The sequence below is a fragment of the Idiomarina sp. OXR-189 genome, assembly GCF_034373425.1.
GTDB classification, from domain to species: Bacteria; Pseudomonadota; Gammaproteobacteria; order Enterobacterales; family Alteromonadaceae; genus Idiomarina; species Idiomarina zobellii.
In genome coordinates, this window is the sequence record NZ_CP139706.1 from 682,030 (window position 1) to 705,707 (window position 23,678).

General features: G+C 48.6%; 20 protein-coding genes. 12 read left to right on the plus strand and 8 right to left on the minus strand.

The features are described from left to right. Positions 1 to 84: 84 nt before the first annotated feature. Positions 85 to 1,815, plus strand: a complete 1,731-nt coding sequence (locus UM402_RS03270) for a potassium/proton antiporter (RefSeq protein ID WP_058576100.1) — start codon at positions 85 to 87, stop codon at positions 1,813 to 1,815. Positions 1,816 to 1,823: 8 nt separating this feature from the next. On the opposite strand, the gene UM402_RS03275 is transcribed toward UM402_RS03270, so the two are convergent. Genes UM402_RS03275 through UM402_RS03290 form a run of 4 tightly spaced genes read right to left on the minus strand, consistent with a single transcriptional unit; the run spans position 1,824 to position 4,356 of the window. After that, the gene (locus tag UM402_RS03275) at positions 1,824 to 2,249 is read right to left on the minus strand and encodes a DUF4426 domain-containing protein (protein WP_058576101.1); all 426 of its coding nucleotides are present in this window, start codon (positions 2,247 to 2,249) and stop codon (positions 1,824 to 1,826) included. A 36-nt stretch (positions 2,250 to 2,285) separates the two neighbouring features. After that, positions 2,286 to 2,813, minus strand: a complete 528-nt coding sequence (locus UM402_RS03280) for a YggT family protein (protein ID WP_058576102.1) — start codon at positions 2,811 to 2,813, stop codon at positions 2,286 to 2,288. Positions 2,814 to 2,821: 8 nt separating this feature from the next. Then, positions 2,822 to 3,646 carry a pyrroline-5-carboxylate reductase gene (gene proC / locus UM402_RS03285; RefSeq protein WP_058576103.1) on the minus strand — a complete coding sequence of 275 codons (825 nt, stop codon included), beginning with the start codon at positions 3,644 to 3,646 and terminating at the stop codon, positions 2,822 to 2,824. After that, entirely contained in the window at positions 3,646 to 4,356 is a 711-nt protein-coding gene (locus tag UM402_RS03290) for a YggS family pyridoxal phosphate-dependent enzyme (protein WP_058576104.1), read from the minus strand. The genes proC and UM402_RS03290 overlap by 1 nt, the downstream gene beginning before the upstream one ends. Before the next feature lie 34 nt (positions 4,357 to 4,390). Between UM402_RS03290 and UM402_RS03295 the strand changes: the two genes are divergently transcribed. The 3 genes from UM402_RS03295 (at position 4,391) to tsaD (ending at position 7,651) form a co-directional block, all read left to right on the plus strand. Next, entirely contained in the window at positions 4,391 to 5,425 is a 1,035-nt protein-coding gene (locus tag UM402_RS03295) for a type IV pilus twitching motility protein PilT (protein ID WP_053954008.1), read from the plus strand. Next, the gene (locus tag UM402_RS03300) at positions 5,425 to 6,498 is read left to right on the plus strand and encodes a phosphodiesterase (RefSeq protein WP_322295447.1); all 1,074 of its coding nucleotides are present in this window, start codon (positions 5,425 to 5,427) and stop codon (positions 6,496 to 6,498) included. Before UM402_RS03295 ends, UM402_RS03300 begins: the two co-directional genes overlap by 1 nt. A gap of 103 nt (positions 6,499 to 6,601) precedes the next feature. After that, positions 6,602 to 7,651 carry a tRNA (adenosine(37)-N6)-threonylcarbamoyltransferase complex transferase subunit TsaD gene (gene tsaD, locus UM402_RS03305; RefSeq protein ID WP_058576105.1) on the plus strand — a complete coding sequence of 350 codons (1,050 nt, stop codon included), beginning with the start codon at positions 6,602 to 6,604 and terminating at the stop codon, positions 7,649 to 7,651. Here tsaD and plsY read toward each other — a convergent pair. Beyond that, positions 7,635 to 8,225, minus strand: coding sequence for a glycerol-3-phosphate 1-O-acyltransferase PlsY (gene plsY, locus UM402_RS03310; protein WP_053954151.1), 591 nt, complete (start codon positions 8,223 to 8,225; stop codon positions 7,635 to 7,637). The two genes, tsaD and plsY, sit on opposite strands and share 17 nt — an antisense overlap. 98 nt (positions 8,226 to 8,323) lie before the next feature. Between plsY and folB the strand changes: the two genes are divergently transcribed. Beyond that, the gene (gene folB / locus UM402_RS03315; RefSeq protein ID WP_058576106.1) at positions 8,324 to 8,707 is read left to right on the plus strand and encodes a dihydroneopterin aldolase; all 384 of its coding nucleotides are present in this window, start codon (positions 8,324 to 8,326) and stop codon (positions 8,705 to 8,707) included. Positions 8,708 to 8,716: 9 nt separating this feature from the next. Next, entirely contained in the window at positions 8,717 to 9,226 is a 510-nt protein-coding gene (folK, locus tag UM402_RS03320; RefSeq protein ID WP_058576107.1) for a 2-amino-4-hydroxy-6-hydroxymethyldihydropteridine diphosphokinase, read from the plus strand. On the opposite strand, the gene UM402_RS03325 is transcribed toward folK, so the two are convergent. After that, positions 9,210 to 10,346 (minus strand): multifunctional CCA tRNA nucleotidyl transferase/2'3'-cyclic phosphodiesterase/2'nucleotidase/phosphatase, encoded by a 1,137-nt coding sequence (locus tag UM402_RS03325; protein ID WP_058576108.1) that lies wholly within the window; start codon positions 10,344 to 10,346, stop codon positions 9,210 to 9,212. The genes folK and UM402_RS03325 overlap by 17 nt on opposite strands. Positions 10,347 to 10,464: 118 nt before the next feature. On the opposite strand from UM402_RS03325, the gene UM402_RS03330 reads away from it, so the two are divergent. From UM402_RS03330 to UM402_RS03345, 4 genes are all read left to right on the plus strand, one after another. Continuing rightward, positions 10,465 to 11,871, plus strand: coding sequence for an ExeA family protein (locus UM402_RS03330; protein ID WP_053954155.1), 1,407 nt, complete (start codon positions 10,465 to 10,467; stop codon positions 11,869 to 11,871). A 2-nt stretch (positions 11,872 to 11,873) separates the two neighbouring features. After that, a complete protein-coding gene (locus UM402_RS03335) occupies positions 11,874 to 12,560 on the plus strand; it encodes a general secretion pathway protein GspB (RefSeq protein ID WP_058576109.1) in 687 nt (228 codons plus the stop codon). A gap of 111 nt (positions 12,561 to 12,671) precedes the next feature. Then, positions 12,672 to 14,456 carry an acyl-CoA dehydrogenase C-terminal domain-containing protein gene (locus UM402_RS03340; RefSeq protein WP_058576110.1) on the plus strand — a complete coding sequence of 595 codons (1,785 nt, stop codon included), beginning with the start codon at positions 12,672 to 12,674 and terminating at the stop codon, positions 14,454 to 14,456. Next, positions 14,437 to 14,859 (plus strand): hypothetical protein, encoded by a 423-nt coding sequence (locus UM402_RS03345; RefSeq protein WP_058576111.1) that lies wholly within the window; start codon positions 14,437 to 14,439, stop codon positions 14,857 to 14,859. Before UM402_RS03340 ends, UM402_RS03345 begins: the two co-directional genes overlap by 20 nt. Positions 14,860 to 14,942: 83 nt before the next feature. Here the strand turns inward: UM402_RS03345 and putA are convergent, their stop codons facing one another. Further along, on the minus strand, positions 14,943 to 18,110 hold the full coding sequence (putA, locus tag UM402_RS03350; protein ID WP_058576112.1) for a bifunctional proline dehydrogenase/L-glutamate gamma-semialdehyde dehydrogenase PutA: 3,168 nt from the start codon (positions 18,108 to 18,110) through the stop codon (positions 14,943 to 14,945). A 151-nt stretch (positions 18,111 to 18,261) separates the two neighbouring features. On the opposite strand from putA, the gene UM402_RS03355 reads away from it, so the two are divergent. Further along, positions 18,262 to 19,836, plus strand: coding sequence for an inorganic triphosphatase (locus UM402_RS03355; protein WP_322295448.1), 1,575 nt, complete (start codon positions 18,262 to 18,264; stop codon positions 19,834 to 19,836). Further along, positions 19,836 to 22,700 carry a bifunctional [glutamate--ammonia ligase]-adenylyl-L-tyrosine phosphorylase/[glutamate--ammonia-ligase] adenylyltransferase gene (gene glnE / locus UM402_RS03360; protein ID WP_058576114.1) on the plus strand — a complete coding sequence of 955 codons (2,865 nt, stop codon included), beginning with the start codon at positions 19,836 to 19,838 and terminating at the stop codon, positions 22,698 to 22,700. Before UM402_RS03355 ends, glnE begins: the two co-directional genes overlap by 1 nt. Here the strand turns inward: glnE and lpxL are convergent. Continuing rightward, positions 22,684 to 23,610, minus strand: a complete 927-nt coding sequence (gene lpxL, locus UM402_RS03365) for an LpxL/LpxP family Kdo(2)-lipid IV(A) lauroyl/palmitoleoyl acyltransferase (RefSeq protein WP_058576115.1) — start codon at positions 23,608 to 23,610, stop codon at positions 22,684 to 22,686. The genes glnE and lpxL overlap by 17 nt on opposite strands. Positions 23,611 to 23,678: the final 68 nt, after the last annotated feature.

The window sequence follows — 23,678 nt, forward strand, 5'->3', positions numbered from 1 at the left end:
TTTGGCGGAATTTGAAATCTTCACAAAGAAAATGCACAAAGCTGTTATGATAAAAGCAGAAAAACGATAAGAAGGAGCTGTTATTTGGACTCTGCGAATACCCTGATTTTGCTATGTGGCTTGCTGTTAGTTGTTAGCATTCTGGCAGCCGTTGTATCGAATCGTTTAGGCGCTCCGGTACTTCTGACCTTCTTGTTGGTTGGAATGCTAGCCGGTGAGCAGGGTATTTTAGGTGTCGAATTCAATAATCCCGACATTGCCTTTTTTATTGGCTCGGCGGCATTGGTTATTATTCTCTTCGATGGCGGTATGCGAACTCACCCAGAACGTTTCCGGGTGGCGCTCTGGCCGGCAATAAGTCTGGCAACCATAGGTGTAGCATTAACCTGTACTATTGTGGCTACGTCTGCGGTGTATTTATTTAATTTGCCCTGGCCAGCAGCTTTACTGATGGGCGCAATTTTAAGCTCTACTGACGCCGCAGCAGTCTTTGGTATTTTCCAGTCTCGCGGTTTGCAAATAAAAGAGCGGGTGGCATCGACGCTTGAAATAGAATCAGGCAGTAACGACCCAATGGCTGTTATTTTGACTCTCACTATGACGGCAGCGGTTGCCAGCGGAACCATGACCGAGTGGCATTGGATGGCGTTAGATATAATCTGGCAGCTTATCGGTGGTTTGGCAATTGGCTGGTTAGGGGGGCGCCTGTTTATTATCGCCGCTCGAAAGCTTCCTTTAAGTTTTAGTTTTTTCCCACTTTTAGCCGTTGCTTGTGCGATATCCATCTACGCTTTAACAGCTAAACTTCATGCTAGTGGCTTTCTGGCTGTTTACCTAATGGGATTTGTCATTGGTAATGGGCGCTTACCACAGCTTGTTCATATCCTGCAGGTTCAGGATGGTTTAGCTTGGTTAAGTCAAATGGCCATGTTCCTTATTCTTGGTCTACTGGTTGTACCGTCTTACCTGGTGGCGAACGCACCTATCGCGATAGGTATTGCGGTGGCACTTATCTTTATCGCCCGCCCGCTGGCGGTTATTGTGAGTTTGTTACCGTTCAGTTTCCCGTGGCGGGAACAGGTATTTATAAGTTGGGTCGGGCTTAGAGGGGCTGTGCCTATTATCCTGGCTTTGTTTCCATGGTTAAGTGGCGTGCCGAACCAGGAGCTGTACTTTGATATCGCGTTCGTGGTGGTGATGATATCGCTGATTATTCAGGGGTGGACGATTGCACCAGTTGCGCGCTGGCTTGGGCTTGAAGTTCCGTTAAAAGCTCAGCCACAACAGCGTATGCCTTTATCGTCGGTGCCAAGCTCTGAGTCGCTTGAAGTATGGCTATATCGTATTGATAAAACATCGCCGGCCTGTGACCGAACATGGAAAGATCTTAAACTAACGGCTCCAGCGACCTTTGTTGGAATTATACGGGAAGGAGAGTGGTTACAGCCGGAAACCCAACCGATGGTGCAGGAGGGGGACGGCTTACTGGTGGCAGCAACGGTGAAAGACATTGATGAAGTCAGCCGGATACTCGCATCAGGTGGTGAGGGCTTGAAAGTGAATGAAAAAGACTTCTTTGGTGACTTCACTCTACGAGGGGACCTGACACTGGCCGATGTGGGTAGCTTTTACCCCTTAGGCAACCTTGATGAGGGCTTGCTAAGTACGACTATCGCCGATTACTTTTCCCAGAAGTTTCACCGTCGGGTGGTTATTGGTGACAAAGTGAAATTGGGCGATGTAGTACTAACCGTCAGAAGTGTGAGTGAAACCGGTGATATTCAATCCATAGGTGTAAAACCGGTGAGCAACTAAGCCAAAAGTCAGTCGTTCAACCAAAACTCCTGATTAAATTTTAAGATTTGCTCGTCGCCAATATTGATGGTGAATCGCAAGGTTTCGGCGTTGGTGTAGTCAAACTGAGTAATGTAGTAAACCGCTTCTGCCTCAGTAATTTTCTGAAACTCCAATGACTGAATCTGACCAAGGGGATTCACAACCTGGCCCGTAACTTCCAGCTCTTGCGGCGCTTGTGTATTTTTATCAAGCACGGATATGTTCAGCACACCCTTTGATGCGCTTCGTGTAATACCGTAAGTAGTGGCGACTTTAGGTGCTAAAAACGTGGAAGTAAAAGCACTGTAGTGAACGTCCCAGTTGCCTAAAGTCTGTTTTTGTTCTGCGTATGTTGCGCTCGAAAAAACGGCAACAAAGGCAACACTTAACGCAAACAGGGTACTTTTCAACATAACTTTTACTCCCACCTTATGTTTTATTAACTGAGCTTATACGCCAATTAAAATACGCAAAAATTGCAACGCAATAATGGCGACAAGCACCGACAAGTCGAGGCCGCCTAGTGGCGGTATAACCTTGCGGATAGGTGCTAAAACTGGCTCAGTTATTTGGTGCAGCATGGCTTCAACGGGGTTATACCCTTGTGAGAACCAGCTTAGAATCGCCCGTATAATCAGCACCCAGAACAACATCGACAAGAAGCTGCTAATGGTTGCCAGTACGCCTTGAATGACAATAACCAAAGCGCCTGCAGCGAGACCGTTCAGCCACACCAAGGCGGCGACTTTGAGGATTCCTAGCGCCAAAGCGAGCAGCAGGCTTGCCGTGTCGAGTGAACCGACACTGGGCATAAAGCTTCTAAGCGGACCAACAATAGGTTGTGTCGCCTTATAAACGAACTGACTGACCGGATTATAAAAATCCGCTTTGGTCAGCTGCATCCAAAGTCGCAGCAAAACAATGATCAGGTAAAGATCAATGAGTGTAGCGACTAAAAACGTAAGCGCATTATTCATACTGGCTCCTAGAAGAGTTTCGCCATTTCCTGATTACGGTTAACGGCGGCTTTGACCGCTTTATCTGAAATACCGTGCAAGTCGGACTCTTGGTACGCTTCTACACCTTTCGCTGTAGAACCACCTTTGCTGGTGACTTGTTTACGTAAGTCTTCCAGCGACAAGTCGCTTTCTTTCGCCATTTGCGCGGCACCTAAACAGGTTTGTTGTACCATCTCGCGAGCTTTGGCGGCATCAAAGCCAAGTGCCGTAGCTGCTTTTGCCAAGCTGTCCATAAATTCGAAAAAGTACGCTGGACCACTACCGGCGACCGCACCCAAAATATCTAACTGGTCTTCGTCGGCAACCCACAGGGTTTCACCAACACCGTTGAACGCTTCAGTGACAAAGTCTTTGTCTGCCTGATCGACTGAGTCGTCAGTGACTAAGCCTGACATACCCTGACCAACTAACGATGGCGTATTTGGCATGACGCGAATAATGCGAATGCTCTCACCCAGATACTCGCGATACTTCGGAATACGGATACCTGCCGCAATAGTAATAATAAGTTTATCACTCAAATTGCTGACGTTTTCACGTAAGTGTGTGCACACTTCAGACATCAGCTGAGGTTTCACGGCAAGCACGATAGCGTCCGCTTTTTCGACCACTTCCAGGTTGTCATTGCTGGTATTAACGCCCAGCTCCGATTTCATTTTCTCAAGCTTTGCGTCACTTGGGTTACTGACCCAGACTTTGTCAGCAGGGTAACCACTTTTACACATACCACCGACAATACTTTGTGTCATATTACCGGCACCAATAAACGCAATGTTGCGAATGTCTTTCATTATGACTCCCGTTGTCCAAAAATTGCTGTTCCAATACGTACCATATTAGCACCCTCGAGCACGGCTTGTCGCATATCGCCGCTCATTCCCATCGAGAGTGTGTCTATTTGTTCGCCGTAAGCTGCTTGCAGCTGCTGATAAAGCTGGCGCATTTTCGAAAAGCTGTCTCTACGCTCCTGCTCTGAGGTTCCAGCTTTTAAAATGGTCATTAGCCCCCTGAGCTTCAAGTTCTCGCAGTTACTGACAAAGCGTGCCAGGTTCTCGACATCATCTGCCGACAACCCCGATTTGTTATCATCGTCATCAATATTTACTTGCAGTAATACGTTTAACGGCGGTTTGTCTGAGGGGCGCTGCTCGTTCAGGCGTCGGGCTATTTTTTCTCGCTCAATGCTTTGCACCCAGTCGAAATGTTCAGCAACGTCTTTCGTTTTATTGGACTGCAACGGACCAATGAAGTGCCACTGTAACTGATTAAAGCCTTCGGCTTTTAGCTGCTGAGTTTTTTCGACGCCTTCTTGAACGTAGTTTTCACCAAAGTGTACTTGGTCTGCTTCTGCCGCTGCTTTAATAGCATCAATGGAATGCTTCTTGCTGACAGCCAACAACTCAACGGGTTGTTTGTCACTAGACTCCTCGCCTAATATCTTTAATTGCTGACGGAGGTTAACAAGGTTATTTTGTATTTTTTCTGATACCTTAATAGTCATAGCAATCGTCATCTCATTGATTCAGGGACAGGATATGAATGTTAGCGAATTACTCGCCTTTAGTGTGAAACAAAACGCTTCCGACTTACATTTGTCGTCAGGAAGTCCGCCTATGATAAGAGTTGATGGGGACATTCGGGCCTTAAATCAACCCATGCACTCTGCTGAAGAATTAAAAAGCGACTTGTTCGCGATAATGACCGAATCGCAGCGGGATGAGTTTAACTCGCGCTTTGAATGTGACTTCTCCTTTGAAATAGAGGGCGTTGCGCGTTTCCGTGCCAATGTTTTTACGCAACGAAAAGGCATTGCCGCCGCGTTTCGGATGATTCCCAACAATGTCACGACACTAGATGAGCTCGGGGCACCTGCGAGCTTTAAGGACATTATTGATGCGCCCCGAGGCTTAGTACTAGTGACCGGCCCAACGGGCTCTGGTAAGTCTACGACTTTAGCAGCGATGGTGAATCATATTAATCAAACCCGTTCGCAGCATATTTTAACCATTGAAGACCCCATTGAGTTTGTGCATGACAACCAGAAAAGTCTGGTGAGTCAGCGTGAAGTGCATCGCGATACCCGAAGTTTTAGCGCGGCGTTGCGCTCGGCTTTGCGGGAAGATCCCGATGTGATTCTGGTGGGTGAAATGCGTGACCTGGAAACCATTCGGTTGGCGATGACTGCCGCTGAAACCGGGCATTTGGTGTTAGGCACCTTACATACAACGTCAGCACCGAAAACCATAGACCGCATTATTGATGTGTTCCCGGGCGACGACAAACCGATGATTCGCTCAATGTTATCGGAGTCTTTGCGGGCGGTTATTTCACAAACCTTGTTGAAGCGCATTGGTGGCGGACGTATTGCCGCACACGAAATCATGGTATCGACACCGGCAATTAAAAACCTGATTCGCGAAGACAAAGTGGCGCAAATGTACTCAGCCATTCAAACCGGCGCTGAAAAAGGCATGCAAACATTAGATCAAGCGCTTAAGAAATTAGTGTCACGTGGCGATATAGATGCAGAGGAGGCGCGTCGCTGCGCTGCGAATAAAGAGGACTTCTAATGCGTTGTTGCCAACGATTTAACAATAAATCGGTTGTTGTCCAGCTACTGTTGGGGGCTTTACTACTGCTTTTGACGGCAACCACTCAGGCTCAGCAGAGCACTCGTGTGGCTTTTGGCTGTTGCATGGACCACAGCAGTCGGCAAGAGGTTTGGGATGCAGTTAACCATGCGCAGCCAGAGGTTTTCGTGTTTTTGGGTAATACATTAGATGTTGAAGCGGATGACATGGATGACTTGCTTGACGCTTATGAAGTCTTTAACCGCTTCCGCGGGCCTCGAGTGCTGCGGCGTGGTTCAGCAGTGATGTCTGTTTGGAATAAAACCGATTACAGCATTGATGGGCATGCCGGTAAAACCAACCCTCAGCGCTATGCTGTACGAAATCATTTTTTGACCTTTTGGCGGGAGCCAGCAACCTCTGAGCGACTGTTTCAGGAACATGGCATTGCGAAAAGCGTTATTTTTGGCAATGAGCCGCAGCGAGTGCAGGTTATTGTACTCGATGGTCGCTGGAATCGTGACGAGTTAGAGCAAGTCGGCTGGATGGAGCGACAAACGCGCCGCTTTAATGCTGACCTGGGACCTTATCAGCCGAATCGAGCGGGCGACCTGCTTGGCGACAAGCAATGGCAATGGCTGAAAGGGCAACTGCAAAAGCCCGCTGAAGTAAGAATTTTACTCAGTGCGACGCCAGTACTTGCACCGGCCAACGGTTACGATAGCTGGTCAATGTTTCCTAAAGCGCAGGACAGATTGAAGTCTGTTTTGCAAGAGTTACAGCCTTCGGGACTCATACTGGGAGTCGGCGACCGCTTGTTTGGCGAATTTTCTAATGCTGATGATTACTTGTCTTACCCGCTTTGGCAGGTCACTGCCGGCAGCATTAATTTAGGGAGTGACACTCCCTATTCGTCCGTATACAGAGATGGACAAGCTTATGAAGAAAGCCGCTATGGTCAAATTGAAGTAATTTGGAAGGAGCAGCCGGAACTTGTTTTAACGCTCCGTGACGTTGATGGTCGGCCGCTCGATAGTCGTCGCTTAACCCTTAGTGAACTGCAGTCAAACTAGGGGCTCATAAAGTGGCATAACTTTTTGACTCTGGCGAGTCATAGCCGCAAAAATCAGGTAAAATACCGAGAATTGTCGGTAAAAAGCATCATCGGTGAGTAGTATGCGGGTATTAGGTATAGAAACGTCTTGTGATGAAACAGGTATTGCGGTGTATGACACTGAAAAAGGGCTGCTGGCTCATCAGTTATACTCGCAAGTAAAGCTGCATGCTGACTACGGTGGTGTGGTGCCTGAGTTGGCGTCACGAGATCACGTACGTAAAACTTTGCCGTTGGTGAAAGCCGCACTGCAAGAAGCAGGGTTAACACCGAAAGACTTGGATGGCGTGGCTTATACTAAAGGTCCCGGCCTGGTCGGTGCTTTGTTAGTTGGCTCCTGCATAGGCCGAAGCCTGGCATTTGGATGGGGTCTTCCGGCCGTTGGTGTACACCACATGGAAGGCCATTTGCTGGCGCCCATGCTGGAAGATGACCAGCCTGAATTTCCTTTTGTCGCCTTACTCGTATCAGGCGGACACACGCAGCTGGTTCAGGTCAAAGGCATTGGCGACTACGAGTTATTGGGTGAGTCTGTTGATGATGCTGCCGGTGAGGCTTTCGATAAAACCGCTAAATTAATGGGACTCGACTACCCGGGCGGACCGAGGCTTGCAGCACTTGCCGAAAAGGGGGGGAGTGATCGCTTCACGTTCCCAAGACCGATGACAGACCGTCCCGGTTTGAACTTTTCATTCAGTGGCTTAAAAACCTTTGCGGCAAATACATTAGCGGCGAATGACAACAGCGAGCAAACACTGGCGGATATTGCCCGGGCGTTTGAGGATGCGGTTGTTGATACCTTACTTATTAAATGCCGTCGTGCGTTAAAGCAAACGGGCTATAAGCGACTGGTCATAGCTGGTGGAGTAAGTGCTAACAAACATCTAAGGGCCGAGCTCGAGGCGTTAATGAAAAAAGTGAACGGGCGCGTGTTTTATCCTCGCACTGAATTTTGCACTGACAATGGTGCCATGATTGCCCTTGCCGGCGCTTTGCGTTTGCAGGCGGGAGAGCGCGAAGCATTGAGCGTTAAGACATATCCGCGCTGGCCAATGACCGACTTAGAGCCAATGCAGGTGGCCAAGCCGACAGCTGCTACTGACGGCGTTTAAAGCCTTTTTCCTGGCCGGATGTCAGGCGGACGATGTTTGACTGGTGTCGCCACAAAATTAACAGCGAAATCATAATAACCGGCACGGTGTACTGCGGTTTTATCCAATACGCATAAAAAGGCGCCAGACAGACAGTGATAAGCGCCGCAAGTGATGACACTTTGCTTATTTTGAAGACCACAAGCCAGGTTGCAATCAGCAGTAACGCCATTTCCCAGGCGACCGGGAACATGGCGCCTAATGCCGTAGCGACAGCTTTGCCACCGCGAAAATGAAAGTACAGCGGGAAAATGTGACCCAGACAGGCAGCCACCGCTATGAGCCCCAAGAAAAAGGGCTCTATACCTAAAAAGTACGAGCCCCAAACCGGCACCATGCCTTTTAATACATCAAACCAGAGTGTGAGCAAGGCTGGAATTTTTCCACCAACCCGATAGACATTAGTCGCCCCCGGATTACCAGACCCCTCCTTTCGAGGATCAGGAAGCCCCCATAATTTACAGATAAGCACAGCGCTACTGATAGAGCCTAAGAGGTAGGCTGTCAGAATCATCAGTATGGTTAACGCTGTCATAGGGTACGAATCCCTCTTTTGTTAGGGTAGACTGCGGTTTAAAATTCAGGTTTATAGAATAAGCGGTTTTTTCCGCAATTACTATGGGGTGAGTGAAAATGGAACAAGCGGATATCGATGTGGTTAGCATTGAAGGCCTCAGCGTCGACACCATTATAGGCGTGTATGACTGGGAGAAAGAGAAGAAGCAAACACTCACTTTAGATATTCAAATGAGCTGGGATAACCAAACCGCCGCGAAGTCCGATGACTTGAACGACGCTCTGGATTACGCCTTAGTCAGTGAAAAAGTGACTCAATGGGTTGCTGAAAAGCCGCGTCAGTTAATTGAAACGGTAGCCGAAGGCGTTGCCAGCTTAATTCTCAATGAATTTGGCGTGCAGAATGTCGAGGTGAAGGTGTCGAAGCCCGGTGCCGTCCCCAATGCTGCTAATGTCGCGGTGACTGTTCGTCGCAGTGTTTTCGACAGTCCTTTCGGCTAAGGGGTCAGTGTGGCAGTTGTCTTTTTAGGACTTGGCTCAAATATCGATAAAGAACATCATATTTTATCGGGTTTGAGGGCGTTAGCGAACAGCTTTAACTACCAGCAACGTTCACGTATTTTTTTGAGCGAGGCAGTGGGCTTTAAGGGAAGCGACTTTTACAATCTTGTCGTGGAAGTCACTACTTTTCAGCCGGTTGAAACGGTGTTAGCGCATTGTAAGCGCATTGAGCAAGAAAACGGACGCAAGCCCGACAGTGCGAAGTACAGCCCCCGCTCGCTAGACATCGACGTGTTGCTTTACGACGATATGGTGCGCGAAAAAGCACCACAGCTGCCACGCCACGAAATAACTGAAAATGCGTTTGTGCTTTGGCCTTTGGCGGAAATAGCCGAAAACAGACAACACCCGATTTTGAAGAAAACTTACGGCGCAATGTGGCGCCAATATTGCCAACAGCCTGAACAACAAAATTTAACTCCGCTGGAAAATACGGACTGGCTTAAAGAGTTTGCTTAAGCTGGTGCGTAAGCGTTTCCAGTCGTTTTTCTTTTATCGCAAGCCCAAGTTGCTTGCCGGTGAAGCCTTCACTTATTAGTGCCTGCGGGCTCACTTCCGAAGCCTTTATCGCGGCTTGCGCCAGTTGCTTGTTTTGCTCAACAATATGCTCTGAAAATTTGGTTTCTTCATGCTCTAACTGACGCAGCAATAGTAGCTGTTGCAGTTTTTCCGGGCGGCGCCAGTAGTCTATCGACTGCAATGCCTCAGCAAATTGCTCGGCGTTCGGCAGCTTTGTTGAAAGAATGAAGTCACTATTTCGCTCAGCAAGTACAGCGGCATCACGATACTCATTGGGTATTGCCAATACTTTGCAAAAGCCGGGTATATTTTCGACAGGCGACTCGCCAATAAACAAACTCGCAAAAATAAGCGGCTTGGTAAGCTCAGTGTGAGATACGCTGAATTGAGCCGACTTGTATAAGCGGTTTAGATTGCTGCTCTTCGCTTTGAACTGCTTAAGAACCTGATTTAAACCGCCAATATCAGCCAGGGTACTCAGAAATACGTCCGGGTTACCTGTGCCTAATGACTTTTCCCATTCCAGCCAAACGCGCTCAGGCGTCAAAGCTTCAAGTTCGCCTGAGTGAGCTATTTTGACCAGTAATTCATGCGTTTCATCGGCAATGGTAAAACCTAAGTGCTTAAACCGGGCGGCAAAGCGAGCAACGCGAAGTACTCTTAACGGGTCTTCTTCGAACGCCGGTGACACGTGGCGTAACTTTTTCTGTTCAATGTCACGCTGGCCACCGTAGGGATCTATCAGCTGGCCATGCTCGTCTTCGGCTATGGCATTGATAGTAAGGTCGCGGCGCACCAAATCATCTTCTAAAGTGACATCCGGTGAAGCGAATACATCAAAGCCTTTGTAGCCTTTGCCATTTTTACGCTCAGTGCGGGCGAGGGCATATTCTTCTCGGGTTAGTGGGTGTAAAAATACAGGGAAGTCTTTTCCCACTTGCTGGAAGCCCTGGTCGAGCATTTGTTGTGGCGTAGCGCCAACAACCACCCAATCGCGCTCTTTAACGGCTAACCCCAGTAACTTATCGCGAACTGCGCCGCCGACTAAATAGGTTTGCACTCATGACTCCCCGGTTAAACGCCATACTTAGTGAAAGTGATCATCGCTAATCACTGGTGGATGTGCAAGCAAGTCGTTACACTGTTGGTTAAATAATAATAAATTGCGCACAACGCTTATGTATCAAAACTATTTTGGTTTGCAGGCAGAGCCCTTCTCCATAGCGCCAGACCCTAATTACCTTTACCTGAGTGAACGGCATCAGGAGGCGTTAGCTCATCTGACTCAAGGCTTGCAGGGCAGTGGCGGTTTTATCTTATTAACCGGCGAAGTCGGCACGGGCAAAACAACAGTGTCACGGGCGCTTATTGAGCAGTTACCTGAGTCGACCGAAACGGCCTTTATTCTGAACCCCATGCTGAATGAAGATGAGCTGCTGGCGAGTCTGTGCGATGAGTTTGGTATTCGCTATCAAAAGCGCTCGGCAACACGAAAAGTTTTGACGGATAAACTCAGCCAGTTTTTGCTAAAAGCGAATGAAGACGGACAGCAATGTGTGGTGCTCATTGATGAAGCGCAGCACTTAAGACCGCAGGTGTTAGAGCAGTTGCGCCTGCTGACCAACCTGGAAACACACAATAAAAAGCTATTACGCGTTATTCTCATTGGGCAACCTGAGCTCCAGGATTTGCTGCGTCGTCAGGAGTTAAGACAGTTAGCTCAGCGAATTACGGCGCGCTATCACTTATTGCCTCTTACTGAACAAGATACACAGCGTTATATTGCCTATCGATTGCAAGTGGCAGGGGCAAACCGGCCACTGTTTACAGCGGCTGCGGCCAAAAGAGCACATCAGCTGACACAAGGTATTCCGAGGCTTTTAAACCTGTATTGTGACCGCGCTCTGCTGGCTGCCTATACCGATTCGTCACCAGAGGTAAAGCCTGCCCATTTGAACCAGGCGGCTATTGAACTGGACGGTCCGTCGAAAAGGGGAAGGCCGAACAAGACAAAGGCACTTTCTGTCGCAGGGAGTTTATTACTTTTTGCGGTGGCGGCAGTTGCGACGTTTTGGTACAGCTCTCCTTCACCAAAACCTGTGAAAATTACGAATGATTATGCGTCGGCGCAACAGCTTGCCAGCGTTTGGGGACTGCCCGAGCCACCAGAGTCAGAGCCATTTTGCCAGTGGGTTAAACGGTATGACTTAGCCTGTGCCCGCATGAACCAAACTTTGCAGCAGCTGAAAAGTATTAATTATCCGGCCTTGTTGTATCGCAAGGACTCTTCTCCATTATTAATGACAACCGAAACGCCGACAACGACTGACGGCTGGACGGGAGAATTTTTACTGCTCTACCAACAAGCTCCGGCCGAAACCGCGGAAGATAAGCAAGAGTGGATTAGAGCGCAGTTAGAACGTCATTTACCGGAAAAGCTGCACGATGCAGATTCGTCCAGCCAGTTTCGAGAGCTGCAACTTAGCAACGGGTTAAAAGTCACCGGAGAGCTTGATGCTGCAACGTTAGCGTGGTTAGCATCGAGAGCTTCCAATTTCGGTCCTAGATTAAAGGGGGGCGAATAGTCATGTCGTCATTGTTAAAAGCGCTAAAACAGCAGCAGTCTCCCCTTTTGAAAAACAAAAGTGTATTAGACAGCTCTCTTATTGCGCAAGACAGAGAACGGACCAGTCGCTTGTGGCTGATTTGGCCGTTGGCACTTATTTTGGGCGGTGCAACGGGGTATGCGGCCGCATTATGGTCTGGTGCGCCTGGCGCAGATGCTAAAGTGACGGCCTCCGACTTCTCGTGGGGAGAGGCCGTTTCTCCTCCTGAGGTGAGCTGGGAAGCGACACCGACAGAGCCGGAACCGTCCCAGGCAAGTACGAGTAATAAAGTCGAACCTCAGGCTCAGCAGCCAGTGGAAAGCCAGCGAGAAGCCCTGGATTTATCAAGTATCTCCCCTGAGCTTTTGAATCGCTTTCAGGACGCCGTTGAGCAAACCGGAGGAGGGACAGAAAGTAAAGTGAGTGTGGTACCTTCTTTGTCTGACTTGTCGAGCGCATTCCAACGACAAGTACCGGAGTTTAGCTATGACAGCCACATGTACCGGAGCAGTTCAAGCGACCGTTGGATTGAGCTAAATGGACAGCGTTTGTATGAAGGTGACAGCTACCAAAGCTTAAATATCATTCGCATAGAGCCACATCAGGTGGTACTTGCGCTTGACTCTAAAGCCTTTTCGCACCCTGCTTTAGAAGACTGGAAACGATAGAAATTATTGACATCCCGCAATGGGATTCATACTCTTGTGCGATACAGTTTAAACAGGTGTTTAAATTAAGGGTTTAAATTCCCTGTTTGGTTCAGACAAGAGGTAAAAGATATGGCGGATTACAGAGCTCCACGTGATGATATGGACTTTGTCCTGCATGACGTTTTTAATGTCGCAGCGGATTGGGAGCAGGCTCCTGAACTGGCTGAAATGATGGATGTTGAAACCGCAGGTGCGATTCTTGATGAAGGCGCTAAGGTAGCCGAAAACTTAGTGGCTCCGCTGGCGCGCGAAGCTGACGAAGAAGGCGTTAAGTTTGAAGACGGTGTAGTCACAACGCCTGAGGGTTATAAAGAAAACTTCCGTCAGTTAGCCGAAGGTGGCTGGGTTGGTGTTACTGCTAACCCTGAGTTCGGCGGTATGGGGCTGCCTAAGTCGTTATCGGCGCAGTATGAAGAAATGCTGTGCAGTGCAGATATCGCTTTTTCACTATACCCGGGTCTTACTTCCGGGGCCATTATGGCCATTGACTCCCACGGCAGTGACGAACTCAAAAATCATTACTTACCACGTATGGTTTCAGGTGAGTGGACAGGTACTATGTGTCTGACCGAACCTCACGCCGGAACCGATCTCGGCATTATCAAAAGCAAAGCTATTCCATCAGAGGATGGCAGTTTTGAAATTAGCGGCACGAAGATCTTCATCACAGGTGGTGAGCATGACTTAGCGGACAACATTGTTCACTTAGTGCTGGCAAAACTGCCTGACGCACCGGCGGGTACTAAAGGTATTTCGCTGTTTGTGGTTCCGAAATTTTTATCCGATGCCGAAGGTAATTTAACAGAGCGTAATGCCGTAAGTTGTGGCTCTATTGAGCACAAAATGGGCATTCATGGTTCAGCAACCTGTGTGATGAACTTTGACGGCGCTAAAGGCTGGTTGGTTGGCGAGCCGCATCGTGGTTTGCCCGCTATGTTCACAATGATGAACTACGAACGTCTGGGCGTTGGTATTCAGGGACTGGGTGCAGCAGAGCGCTCTTATCAAAATGCTTTGGAGTACGCGAAAGATCGCATTCAGGGACGCGGCGCCAAAGCGACTCGAAATGACAGCGCTGAGGCAGATTCCATTTTAGTGCATGGTGACGTGCGTCGCATGCTGCTGACCATGAAAGCGTTGACCGAAGGCGGTCGTGCATTTTCGACTTGGGTCGGTCAGCAGCTAGACCGCTCAAAATACTCTCAAGATGATGCGGTTCGTGAAAAAGCCGATGCTATGGTGGCATTACTGACGCCTGTTGCTAAAGCGTTTTTAACCGATACCGGTCTTGAGTCGACTATTCACGGTCAGCAGGTATTTGGTGGTCACGGCTATGTGCGCGAATGGGGGCAAGAGCAGTTGGTTCGCGATACCCGTATTGCACAAATTTATGAAGGTACTAACGGTATTCAGGCACTCGACTTGCTGGGCCGTAAAGTAGGGGGCTCGCGCGGCGAACTACTGAAGCCTTTTGTGGAAGAAATAGCAACATTCCTACAAGGGATTGCAGGCAACAGTAACTGGTCTAAAGAAGCTGAAACTATGCAGAAATCACTGCAGGACTTAACCAGTATCAGCGAAGAGTTACTGCAAAAAGCGGCTACCGATGAAAACCTGGTGAACAGTGTCGCGGTAGAATATTTGCACTTGGTGGGATATATTTCGTACGGTTACATGTGGTTACGAATGGCCGTTGCGGCTGAGCAAAAACAAGCTGAGAAGCCTTACCTGGCGTCAAAAGTTAAGACAGCGCGTTTTTACTTTTCCCGCATTATGCCTCGTACTCACGCGTTATTGGGTGCAATTAAAGACGGCAGCGAGAGTTTATACTTACATGACGACGAACAATTCTGAAACACTTCAGTTTTATCGTGATAGCCGCCGCCCCCAAGCCTGGGGCGGCTTTTTTTTGGCGTTGTGGATGGCAATTTATATTGGTGGTGTAGTGCCGATATGGGTTATTGCGGTTGGCGCCTTACTGACCATGACACTCATGGCTGGGATAGTGATTAAATTCCGGCCCAAACAGGTCGCCGCAAGTTGGGACGGCAAGCAGCTCGAAGAACGGCGTTTAATTTTGCCGCCCAGAACGCACACCTTGAGTAACCCACCGAAGTTGCTGCGTTATGAAGATGATATAGCTGCTCTGCAGTTCAGAGACGAGTCGAATAACCTTCATGAAGTTTATGTTGTGTTTGATGAGGACTTACAGGGAAGCGTTAACGGAACCGATGTCGAGCTTGTTGATAAGCGCTAAACTTACTTCGCTAACCAACAAAAAACGCCGCAACGGTTAACGTTAGCGGCGTTTTTATTGATACCCAATAACGGGTTACTTAATTAGTCATCCAGTGACAGCAGTGTGGCATTACCGCCAACGGCTGTGATGTTATCACTGCGTGTTTTCTCGGTAATAAAACGAGTAAGGTAGTGAGGACCACCGGCTTTCGGCCCTGTACCAGACATGCCGCGACCACCGAATGGTTGTACGCCAACAATAGCACCAATTTGGTTACGGTTAATGTACACGTTACCCACATCAATTTTGCTGGCAACATCATAGGCAAAGGTTTCGTTACGGCTGTGAATACCGAAAGTTAAACCAAAGCCGGTGTTATTGATGCTCTCAATAACTTCTTCAATGTTGTCGGTTGAATAACGGATAACGTGCAGAATTGGGCCAAAGTTCTCTTTTACCAGCTGACTGATGCTGTCAATTTCGATAGCCGTTGGTGCGACAAAAGTACCACCCATGGTGTAGTCCGGCATTGGCGCGCGTGCAATCAAGCGACCCGCTTGCTGAATGTCGGTAATATGCTGCTCAAGGTTCGTCTTGGCAATGCCATCAATCACTGGGCCAACATCGGTTTCATGCAGTAACGGGTCACCGACTTGCAACTCTTCCATGGCACCACGTAGCAGGTCGATAACACGGTCAGCCACGTCTTCCTGAACGAACAAGACACGAAGTGCAGAGCAGCGCTGACCGGCACTTTGGAATGCACTGGCAACAACGTCTGTAACAACCTGCTCAGGAAGCGCTGTTGAGTCAACCATCATGGCATTTTGGCCACCTGTTTCGGCAACCAATGGCACGATAGGTCCTGTGCGAGCCGCAAGCGCACGGTTAATAGCTTGTGCTGTGTAAGTAGAGCCAGTAAAACAGACACCGCCAATATCTTCTTGTGATGTCAGGTAACTACCAACTTCCGCACCGCTACCCGGCATGTAATGCAAGACATTACCCGGAATACCCGCTTCTAGTGCAAGTTGCACTGCGCGGTAAGCGATAAGACCAGTTTGCTCGGCCGGTTTGGCGATAACTGAGTTACCGGTCACCAATGCTGCGGCGACCTGACCAACGAAAATGGCCAGCGGGAAGTTCCATGGACTAATACAGATGAAGGTGCCACGACCTTCCACAAACAGTTCATTGTCTTCGCCAGTTGGCCCCGGTAGCTGAATAGGCGAGCCCATCAACTCACGCGCTTGGTTCGCGTAGTAACGACAGAAGTCGACTGCTTCCCGAACCTCATCAATACCGTCCTGCAAGCCTTTACCGGCTTCAACAGAACACAATGCAATTAGCTCGTTGCGGTTGGCTTCCATTAAGTCAGCAAACTTCTCAAGGCATTTCGCTCGCTCTTCAGTCGGAACGTCACGCCATTGCTTGTAAGCTTTGTTAGCACTTTCAAGCGCTTGCTCTGCGAGTTTCTTATCGCCCCAGTAAATACTACCGACCTGTTTTGCGGTTTCCTGTGGGCTGGTAATGCTGACGTGGTGATCGGTTTCAACGGTCTTGCCATCGACAATAGGACCGCCTTGCCATTGTTTGTCACGATATTGCTGAACCGCTGCAATAAAATCATCTGCTTGTGAGTGAATATTCATATTCAATCCTAATGAATTTGTGCGATCCCCATAAATTTGAGGAGGAAGTGGAATCTTGCTATTAGCGTACTTCTCGTAACCCGATGCTGTTTTCATCGGATGCTCGACCAGGTCATTAACCGGCGTGTCGGCGTCTAATAGCTTATGAACGAAAGACGAGTTGGCGCCGTTTTCTAAGAGTCGGCGAACCAAGTACGGTAGTAAGTCTCTGTGTGGACCCACTGGCGCATAGATGCGTACGACCAAGCCCGGATTTTGCTCCATAAGCGTGTCGTACAGACTGTCACCCATACCGTGCAAACGCTGATATTCAATACGGCGTTTGTGAGTTTCGTTCATGTGCTGGATGCTCATAATGGTCTGAGCATTATGCGTCGCAAACTGCGGATAAATTGCACCGTCGGTATCATCGCTGACTAAATAGCGAGCGCAGGCGAGATAGGAAATATCACTGTGCGATTTGCGGGTAAAGACTGGATACCCGGGCAGACCATTTTCCTGAGTCCACTTAATTTCGTTATCCCAGTAAGCACCTTTTACCAGGCGTACCGGAATTTCATCACCGCACTCTTTAGCCAGTGCAGTAATCCAGCATAAGGTTGGCAAAGCACGTTTCGAGTAGGCTTGAACGACCAGACCAAAACGTGGCCAGCCTTTACAGACACCACTGCGATAGACTTTCTCAAACAGCTCTAACGATAACTCATGACGGTCTGCTTCTTCGGCATCAATAGTAACGCCGACGTCCGCTTCCTTGGCCAGCTTGACTAGCTCCGTCAGAGTAGTTGCTAATTCGGTTAGCACACGCTCATGGTTAGAAGCTTCATAACGCGGATGCAATGCCGACAGTTTAATTGAAATAGTCGGTCGAGGAGCGTCCGGGTTATTGAATTTCTCTTTGGTAATAGTCTTAATGGAGTTGACGTACTGCTGCTTATAATAAGTTGCGTCTTTCGCAGTCAGTGCCGCTTCACCTAACATGTCGTAGGCATGGGTATAACCTTTATCGCGGTTATCGCGACTCTCTTTAAGCGCTTCTTCAATAGTGCGCCCTAAGACAAATTGCTTACCCATAATCTGCATGGCGGCATAAGTCGCCTTGCGAATAACGGGTTTACCCATTTTGCGAACCAAGCGTCTGAAAGCACCTCTGGGGGTTTCCATCGCTTTACCGGTAGGGTTAGTCACGCTATTGGTTAGCGCTAGTGCCCAGGTACCGGAATTCACCAGCCAGGACGCACTTTGCCCCATGTGTTTCTGCCAGTCACCGCCGGACAGTTTATCCTGGATAAGTGCATCGGCAGTGTAGCCATCGGGTATTCTAAGCAAGGCCTCGGCGAGACACATGAGGATAATGCCCTCTTTAGTGTCTAAGCTGTACTCTTGCAGGAAAGCATCGACAACACCGTTGTCGGCTTGCTCTCGAACTTGCTCAACTAACTTAGCTGCGCGTTCGGTTACTGCGCTAACCGTCTCTTCATCGGCAGGAACAAGCGGCAATAACTCGCGCATATATTGATCTTCATCGACAATATAGTTGTCGGTTATCGCTTGTTGCAGAGACTTTAAGTCTTCTGCCTGATGCTGTTTGGATAGCACCTCACTCGCTTTGAACATAGCATCTCCTGTATAGCCAGGCCGAAGCTCGGCGTGCTTCCCCAACGTCGGGAATCGGCGCAAGTATAAGCTTATTTTTGCGCGGGTAAAGACCCTAAAAAAGGCCTGTCGTCACGTTGCTATTTTTTCGGGATACTGTCAAGCCAACAAAATGCCTATGTTTGTTGACCCTAAGCCGCCAAGCCAGTACCTTTACTTTAACTTTCACCCGCTTCGGAATGCGTCAATGTCACAAGAACTTGAGTTAAAATTACTGATTGCTCCTGAAAAACGAGATCAAGCTTTAAAAGTGTGTCAATCACTGGCTGATGCCCGTTCAGGAACCACGCAAAAAACACAGTTTGAACTCAGAAACAGTTATTTCGACACATCCGATTTGCGTTTGCGTCAGTTTGATATGGGATTACGCATACGCAGCCATAAAGATCAAAAAGAACAAACGATTAAGTTAGCCGGTCGGGTTATGGGCGGTATGCATCAACGGCCGGAGTACAATGTAAATGTTGAGAGCGAAAAGCCCGATTTAACATTGTTTGATAGTGAGATTTGGCCTGACGACTTTCCGGTTTACGACATTCAGCGTGACTTAGAAACTATTTTTGTGACTGACTTTACGCGCACCCGCTGGCGCCTGCCTAGCGGTGATGGCGTGATTGAAATGGTGCTGGATGAGGGACAAATTCAAGCCGGCGAAAATTCAGAAACTATTTCTGAAATTGAGCTGGAGTTACAGGGTGGCTCGATAGATGATGCGTATCATTTAGCACATCAGCTGGTGAGTAAAGTGGAGGCGAAAGTCGGCTCTTTAAGTAAAGCTGCGCGGGGCTATATGCTGGCTGGTAAGAGTTTGCTGGAGCCTTTTACTCAAATGCATTATGTGCCGTTGGAAGGTGACTTTACCATTGGTCAGGCCTTGTATCGTGCTGTTGAATACGGGTTAAGGCATTGGCAGCACAATGAGTCCTGTTTGCTTTTTAATCCGAGTGTTCGCGCGGTTCAAGGACTTGCTGATGGTATTCAATTAGTGCGAGTTGCTCTGGAACAATTGATTGAACTGGGTGTTGGCGAGCGTCAATTATTGAACAATTTAGCTAAAATCACTGAGCAGTTACAGTGGCTGAAAAACTTTGAAGGGCTTGATGAGCTAACGGCAGAAGATGGAGCCTACCATAGAGCCTTAAAGCGTTATGAAAAGCTGTATGAAAGCTTACAGAACAGCCAGGAAGATGTGATTCGGTTAAATGAAGTTGCAGAGGTGGTGGCGTCTGTGCGTTATCAAACAACAGTCCTGAAGCTGTCACAGTTTTTAATTGAACAGGAAATGACAGAAGAGTTGTCTCAGCCAGTATCGCCTTGGTGCAGTCAATTGCTTAAAAGCGACTGGCAACTCGTGCAAACGGCTTTTTCTGAGCATGAGAAATTAAATGAAGAAGGCTACTTAAAGTTATTGAAGCCATTGCAAAACAGTCTGCTGATGGGGACTTGTTTTGGTGAGCTGTTCGACGACGATGTACGCGAGAAATTCCGTTTACCCTGGCAGGATTTAGCGCGAGGCATTCGGGAAATTACCGCGCTGCATATTTTGCACGAGCGCATCAAAGAGCGTGACGACGATGATCTTGAGCGTTTGCTGGAATGGCAAAAAATGCAACGAGAGTCCTTATTAAAGGCGCTGGAGTATTCAAGAAAGGCAGCGTTAAAGCGTGATCCGTACTGGTTTGCTTAATGCTTAAGCTTAACTCCTATTTAGAGCAACATAGTGAGTCCGCCTGGGAGCGCTTCGAAGAAGCTAGTGATGTGTCGCTCACTGAGTCTCAGCAGCAGGTTTTGCGCGCACTTTTTGCGGTAAGCCCTTTTATTGCGCGTGTAGCTGAGCGATACCCCAATCAGTTGCTCGCTGACTTTTTTGTCAACGACGGTGCTATTGCTATAGATGATAGCAGCGTATACGAAAGCGAGCTCAACAAGCTACTCAGCGAGTGCGATGACGAACGCCGCGCCAAATATAAACTGCGGGAGTATCGTCATTGTGTTATGGCGAAGCTGGCGGCAGCAGATATTCTTGGTCAATTATCCATTACTGAAGCATTAAAACACTTCAGTATTTTCGCCGATGCTGCGATTGAGCAAAGCCTGAGCTGGGCCTATAAGCGATTAGTAGCCAAGCATGGTACCCCCCGAGACAGCAATGGCGAGACCATGCCAATGCTGGTTATTGGTATGGGTAAGTTAGGTGGTAAAGAGCTTAACTTCTCGTCCGATATTGATCTTATTTTTGCGTACCCTGAGCAAGGCGAGACTCAAGGACCGGGTCGTAATTTAGAGCACAGCGTGTTTTACAAGCGATTAGCGCAGCTGTTTATTGCCTTGCTCGATGAAACAACCGCCGATGGTCAGGTCTTTCGGGTCGATATGCGTTTACGGCCTTTCGGTCAGTCTGGCCCGTTGGTTACCAGTATTAATGCGTTAGAGCATTATTATCAGGAGCAAGGGCGCGACTGGGAGCGCTACGCAATGGTAAAAGCCCGCCTGATTGGGGCAAGCGATGTGGACGAGAAAACTTTCTATGATTTGATACGACCTTTTGTTTATCGTCGTTACATTGACTTTAGTGCCATAGAAGCTCTGCGTAAAATGAAGTTGCTTATTACTCAAGAGACGCGGCGACGGGGCGTTAAAAATAATATCAAGCTGGGAGCTGGTGGTATTCGTGAGGTGGAGTTTATTGTTCAGGCGCACCAGCTTATTCGGGGCGGTCAGGAAAAGAGTCTACAAACACGCTCCCTGTATAAGGCAATTAACGGCTTGGTTGAACTAGAGCTCATAGAGAAAGAACGAGCGGACAAGCTAATTAAGAACTATGAGTTTTTACGCACGATAGAGCACCGTTTGCAGCAAATCGATGATGCACAAACACAGCAGTTACCCGACGACGAGCTGGGTCAGGAACGGTTGCGGTGTATGTTGGGCGAGGCCGACTGGGCATCAGTGCAAGCGCGTGTGGATGACTGCATGGCGAGCATTCATGAAGAGTTTCAGCAAGTCGTTGGCGAGCAGTCCGAAGACGATGAAGAAGAGCAGTCGCTGCAGGTGCTTTGGCAGGATATGCTGGAAGACGACGCGGCTATCGAGATTCTGGAAGCAGAAGGGGTTGATGAACCGGAGCGTTTATGGCGGCTGATTAATGACTTTCGGCAGGAGAGTCGGCGTCGAAGTTCCGGGCCAAGAGGACGTGCGGCAATGGCACGCCTAATGCCGATGATGCTCAGGCATGCGGTTCAGCATCAGCATCCCGAACGACTTCTTGAGCGGCTGCTGTCTATTATTAAAGCCATAATGAGCCGTACGGCCTACATAGAGCTGCTGGCGGAAAACCCTGGGGCACGGGCGCAGCTTTGTAAGTTATGTATGGCAAGTCCCTGGATTTCGAACCAGCTGGCGCAGCATCCACTGTTACTCGACGAACTGATTGACCCTCAACAGCTCTATACACTGCCCGAAGCGAAGAACTACGATGCGTTACTGCGTGAATATTTAGTTCGTATTCCAGAGCAGGACTTAGAAACGCAAATGGATGCTCTCAGGCAGGCAAAACAAGCGCTACAGCTTAAAATTGCCGCAGCTGATATTAGTAATGTTTTGGAGCTTATGAATGTCAGTGATCATCTGAGTGCTCTGGCAGAAGCCATTATTCATGAAGTGATTGGCCTGGCCTGGTACCAGTTAACCCAGAAGCACGGCAAGCCCGAGGGAACCAGTGTGGAAAATACCGGCTTCGGTGTTATGGCTTACGGCAAACTGGGTGGCGAAGAGCTTGGCTATGGGTCCGATCTCGACTTGGTGTTTGTTACAGACTCGACCTACGAGGGGGTTACTGACGGCAATAAGCCTATTGAGGTTCAGCAGTTCTACTTGCGTTTGGCGCAGCGCGTACTGCACCTATTTACGACGCGAACGACTGCAGGGGTGTTATACGATGTTGACCTTCGTTTACGACCGTCCGGGCAGTCAGGGCTGTTAGTCACAAGGGTGAAGTCTTACGCGCGCTACCTACATGACGACGCCTGGACATGGGAGTTACAGGCATTGGTTCGAGCTCGCCCCGTGTATGGAAGTAACAGCATAAGAGATACGTTAATGGATATCCGGCGAGCCGCATTAATGCAGCCGCGAGATGACGAACCGTTAAAAAAAGATATTGTGTCCATGCGACGTAAAATGAAACATCACTTGTCGGCCAGTCGCATGGATGCGTTTGATTTGAAGCAGGACGATGGTGGTATTGCAGACATTGAGTTTATTACTCAGTACCTTGTGCTTAAATATGCGCATACGCACCCCAGCTTGTGTCGCTACAGCGATAACATTCGACTATTAACAGAGGCTCAGCAAGAACATTTGCTAGACGATGTTGATGCTCAGAATTTGGTGAACGCGTTTCAGATATTTCGGTGTGAGAGTCACGCCCTGGCGTTGCAGGGAGAGCAGCTTTTAGAAAAGCACAACTTAGACGCAGAGCGCCAAGCTGTTATTCGTTGCTGGAATAAGCTGCTTGGCGACACTGAGATAGAACCTACTGATAATAACTAGGCATATCGGGGTCAGGCCGCGTTTTAAACCGGCGATGAACCCAGAGGTATTGCTCGGGAGCTTTTTTTACAGCCTCTTCGACTAGAGTGTTGACGTAGCGAGCGTCCGCTTTGTCGTCGCCTGACGGGAAGTTTTGAAGCTCAGGTTCGTAATATAAGTCATAGCCCGTACCGTCTTTGCGGCGAACACAGCGAGATACCAACACTTTGCAATTAGGTGCGTTGGCGAACAACATAGTGCCAGTGGTGGTTGAGGCGTCAGGGACCTCAAAGAATTTAACGAACTCAGTACGGCGGCGGCCGTAATCCTGGTCAGGTAAGTAACCGGCAATATCGCCTTGAGACAGAGCTTTAAGCATGCCTTTAACGTCTTTCCGCTGAATCATGTATTTATTGGAGCGAGCACGCCCGCGAGTTTGCAGAAACTCCATTACTGCGTTGTTATGAGGGCGATACAAACCAACAGCAGGCTCTATAAACCCGTGCAAGCGAGCATGCACTTCCAGGCTGAGAAAATGAAACAGTAACAATAACACGCCACTGCCGTCTTCCTGGGCTTTGCGCAAGTTCTCCTCACCGTGAATATGAAGCTTGCGACGAATGCGCCAGTCCGGCCACCACCAAGCCATGCCAACTTCAAAGTAGGCAATGCCGGTGTTTTTCATGTTCTCGGTGACCAGTTCTTCAATGCTGTCGTCGCTGTATTCGGGAAAGCACAGCTTTAAGTTGGTGCGCGCTATATTGACACGGCGGGGCATGACCTTTTTAAACAACAAGCCAAGCCCACGCCCCATGGCTAGCTGCATACGATAAGGTAGCCAGGAAACGGTATAAAGGATAAGAACGCCAAGCCAGGTTAGCCAGAACTTTGGGTGCAAAAAGTAGAATTTAAATTTGGGTTGTTCAATCACAACAAGAACCGTTGTTGTTTATAAAATTGGAGCGGATAGTAACATAGAAATAAGGGGATAAGGCACCA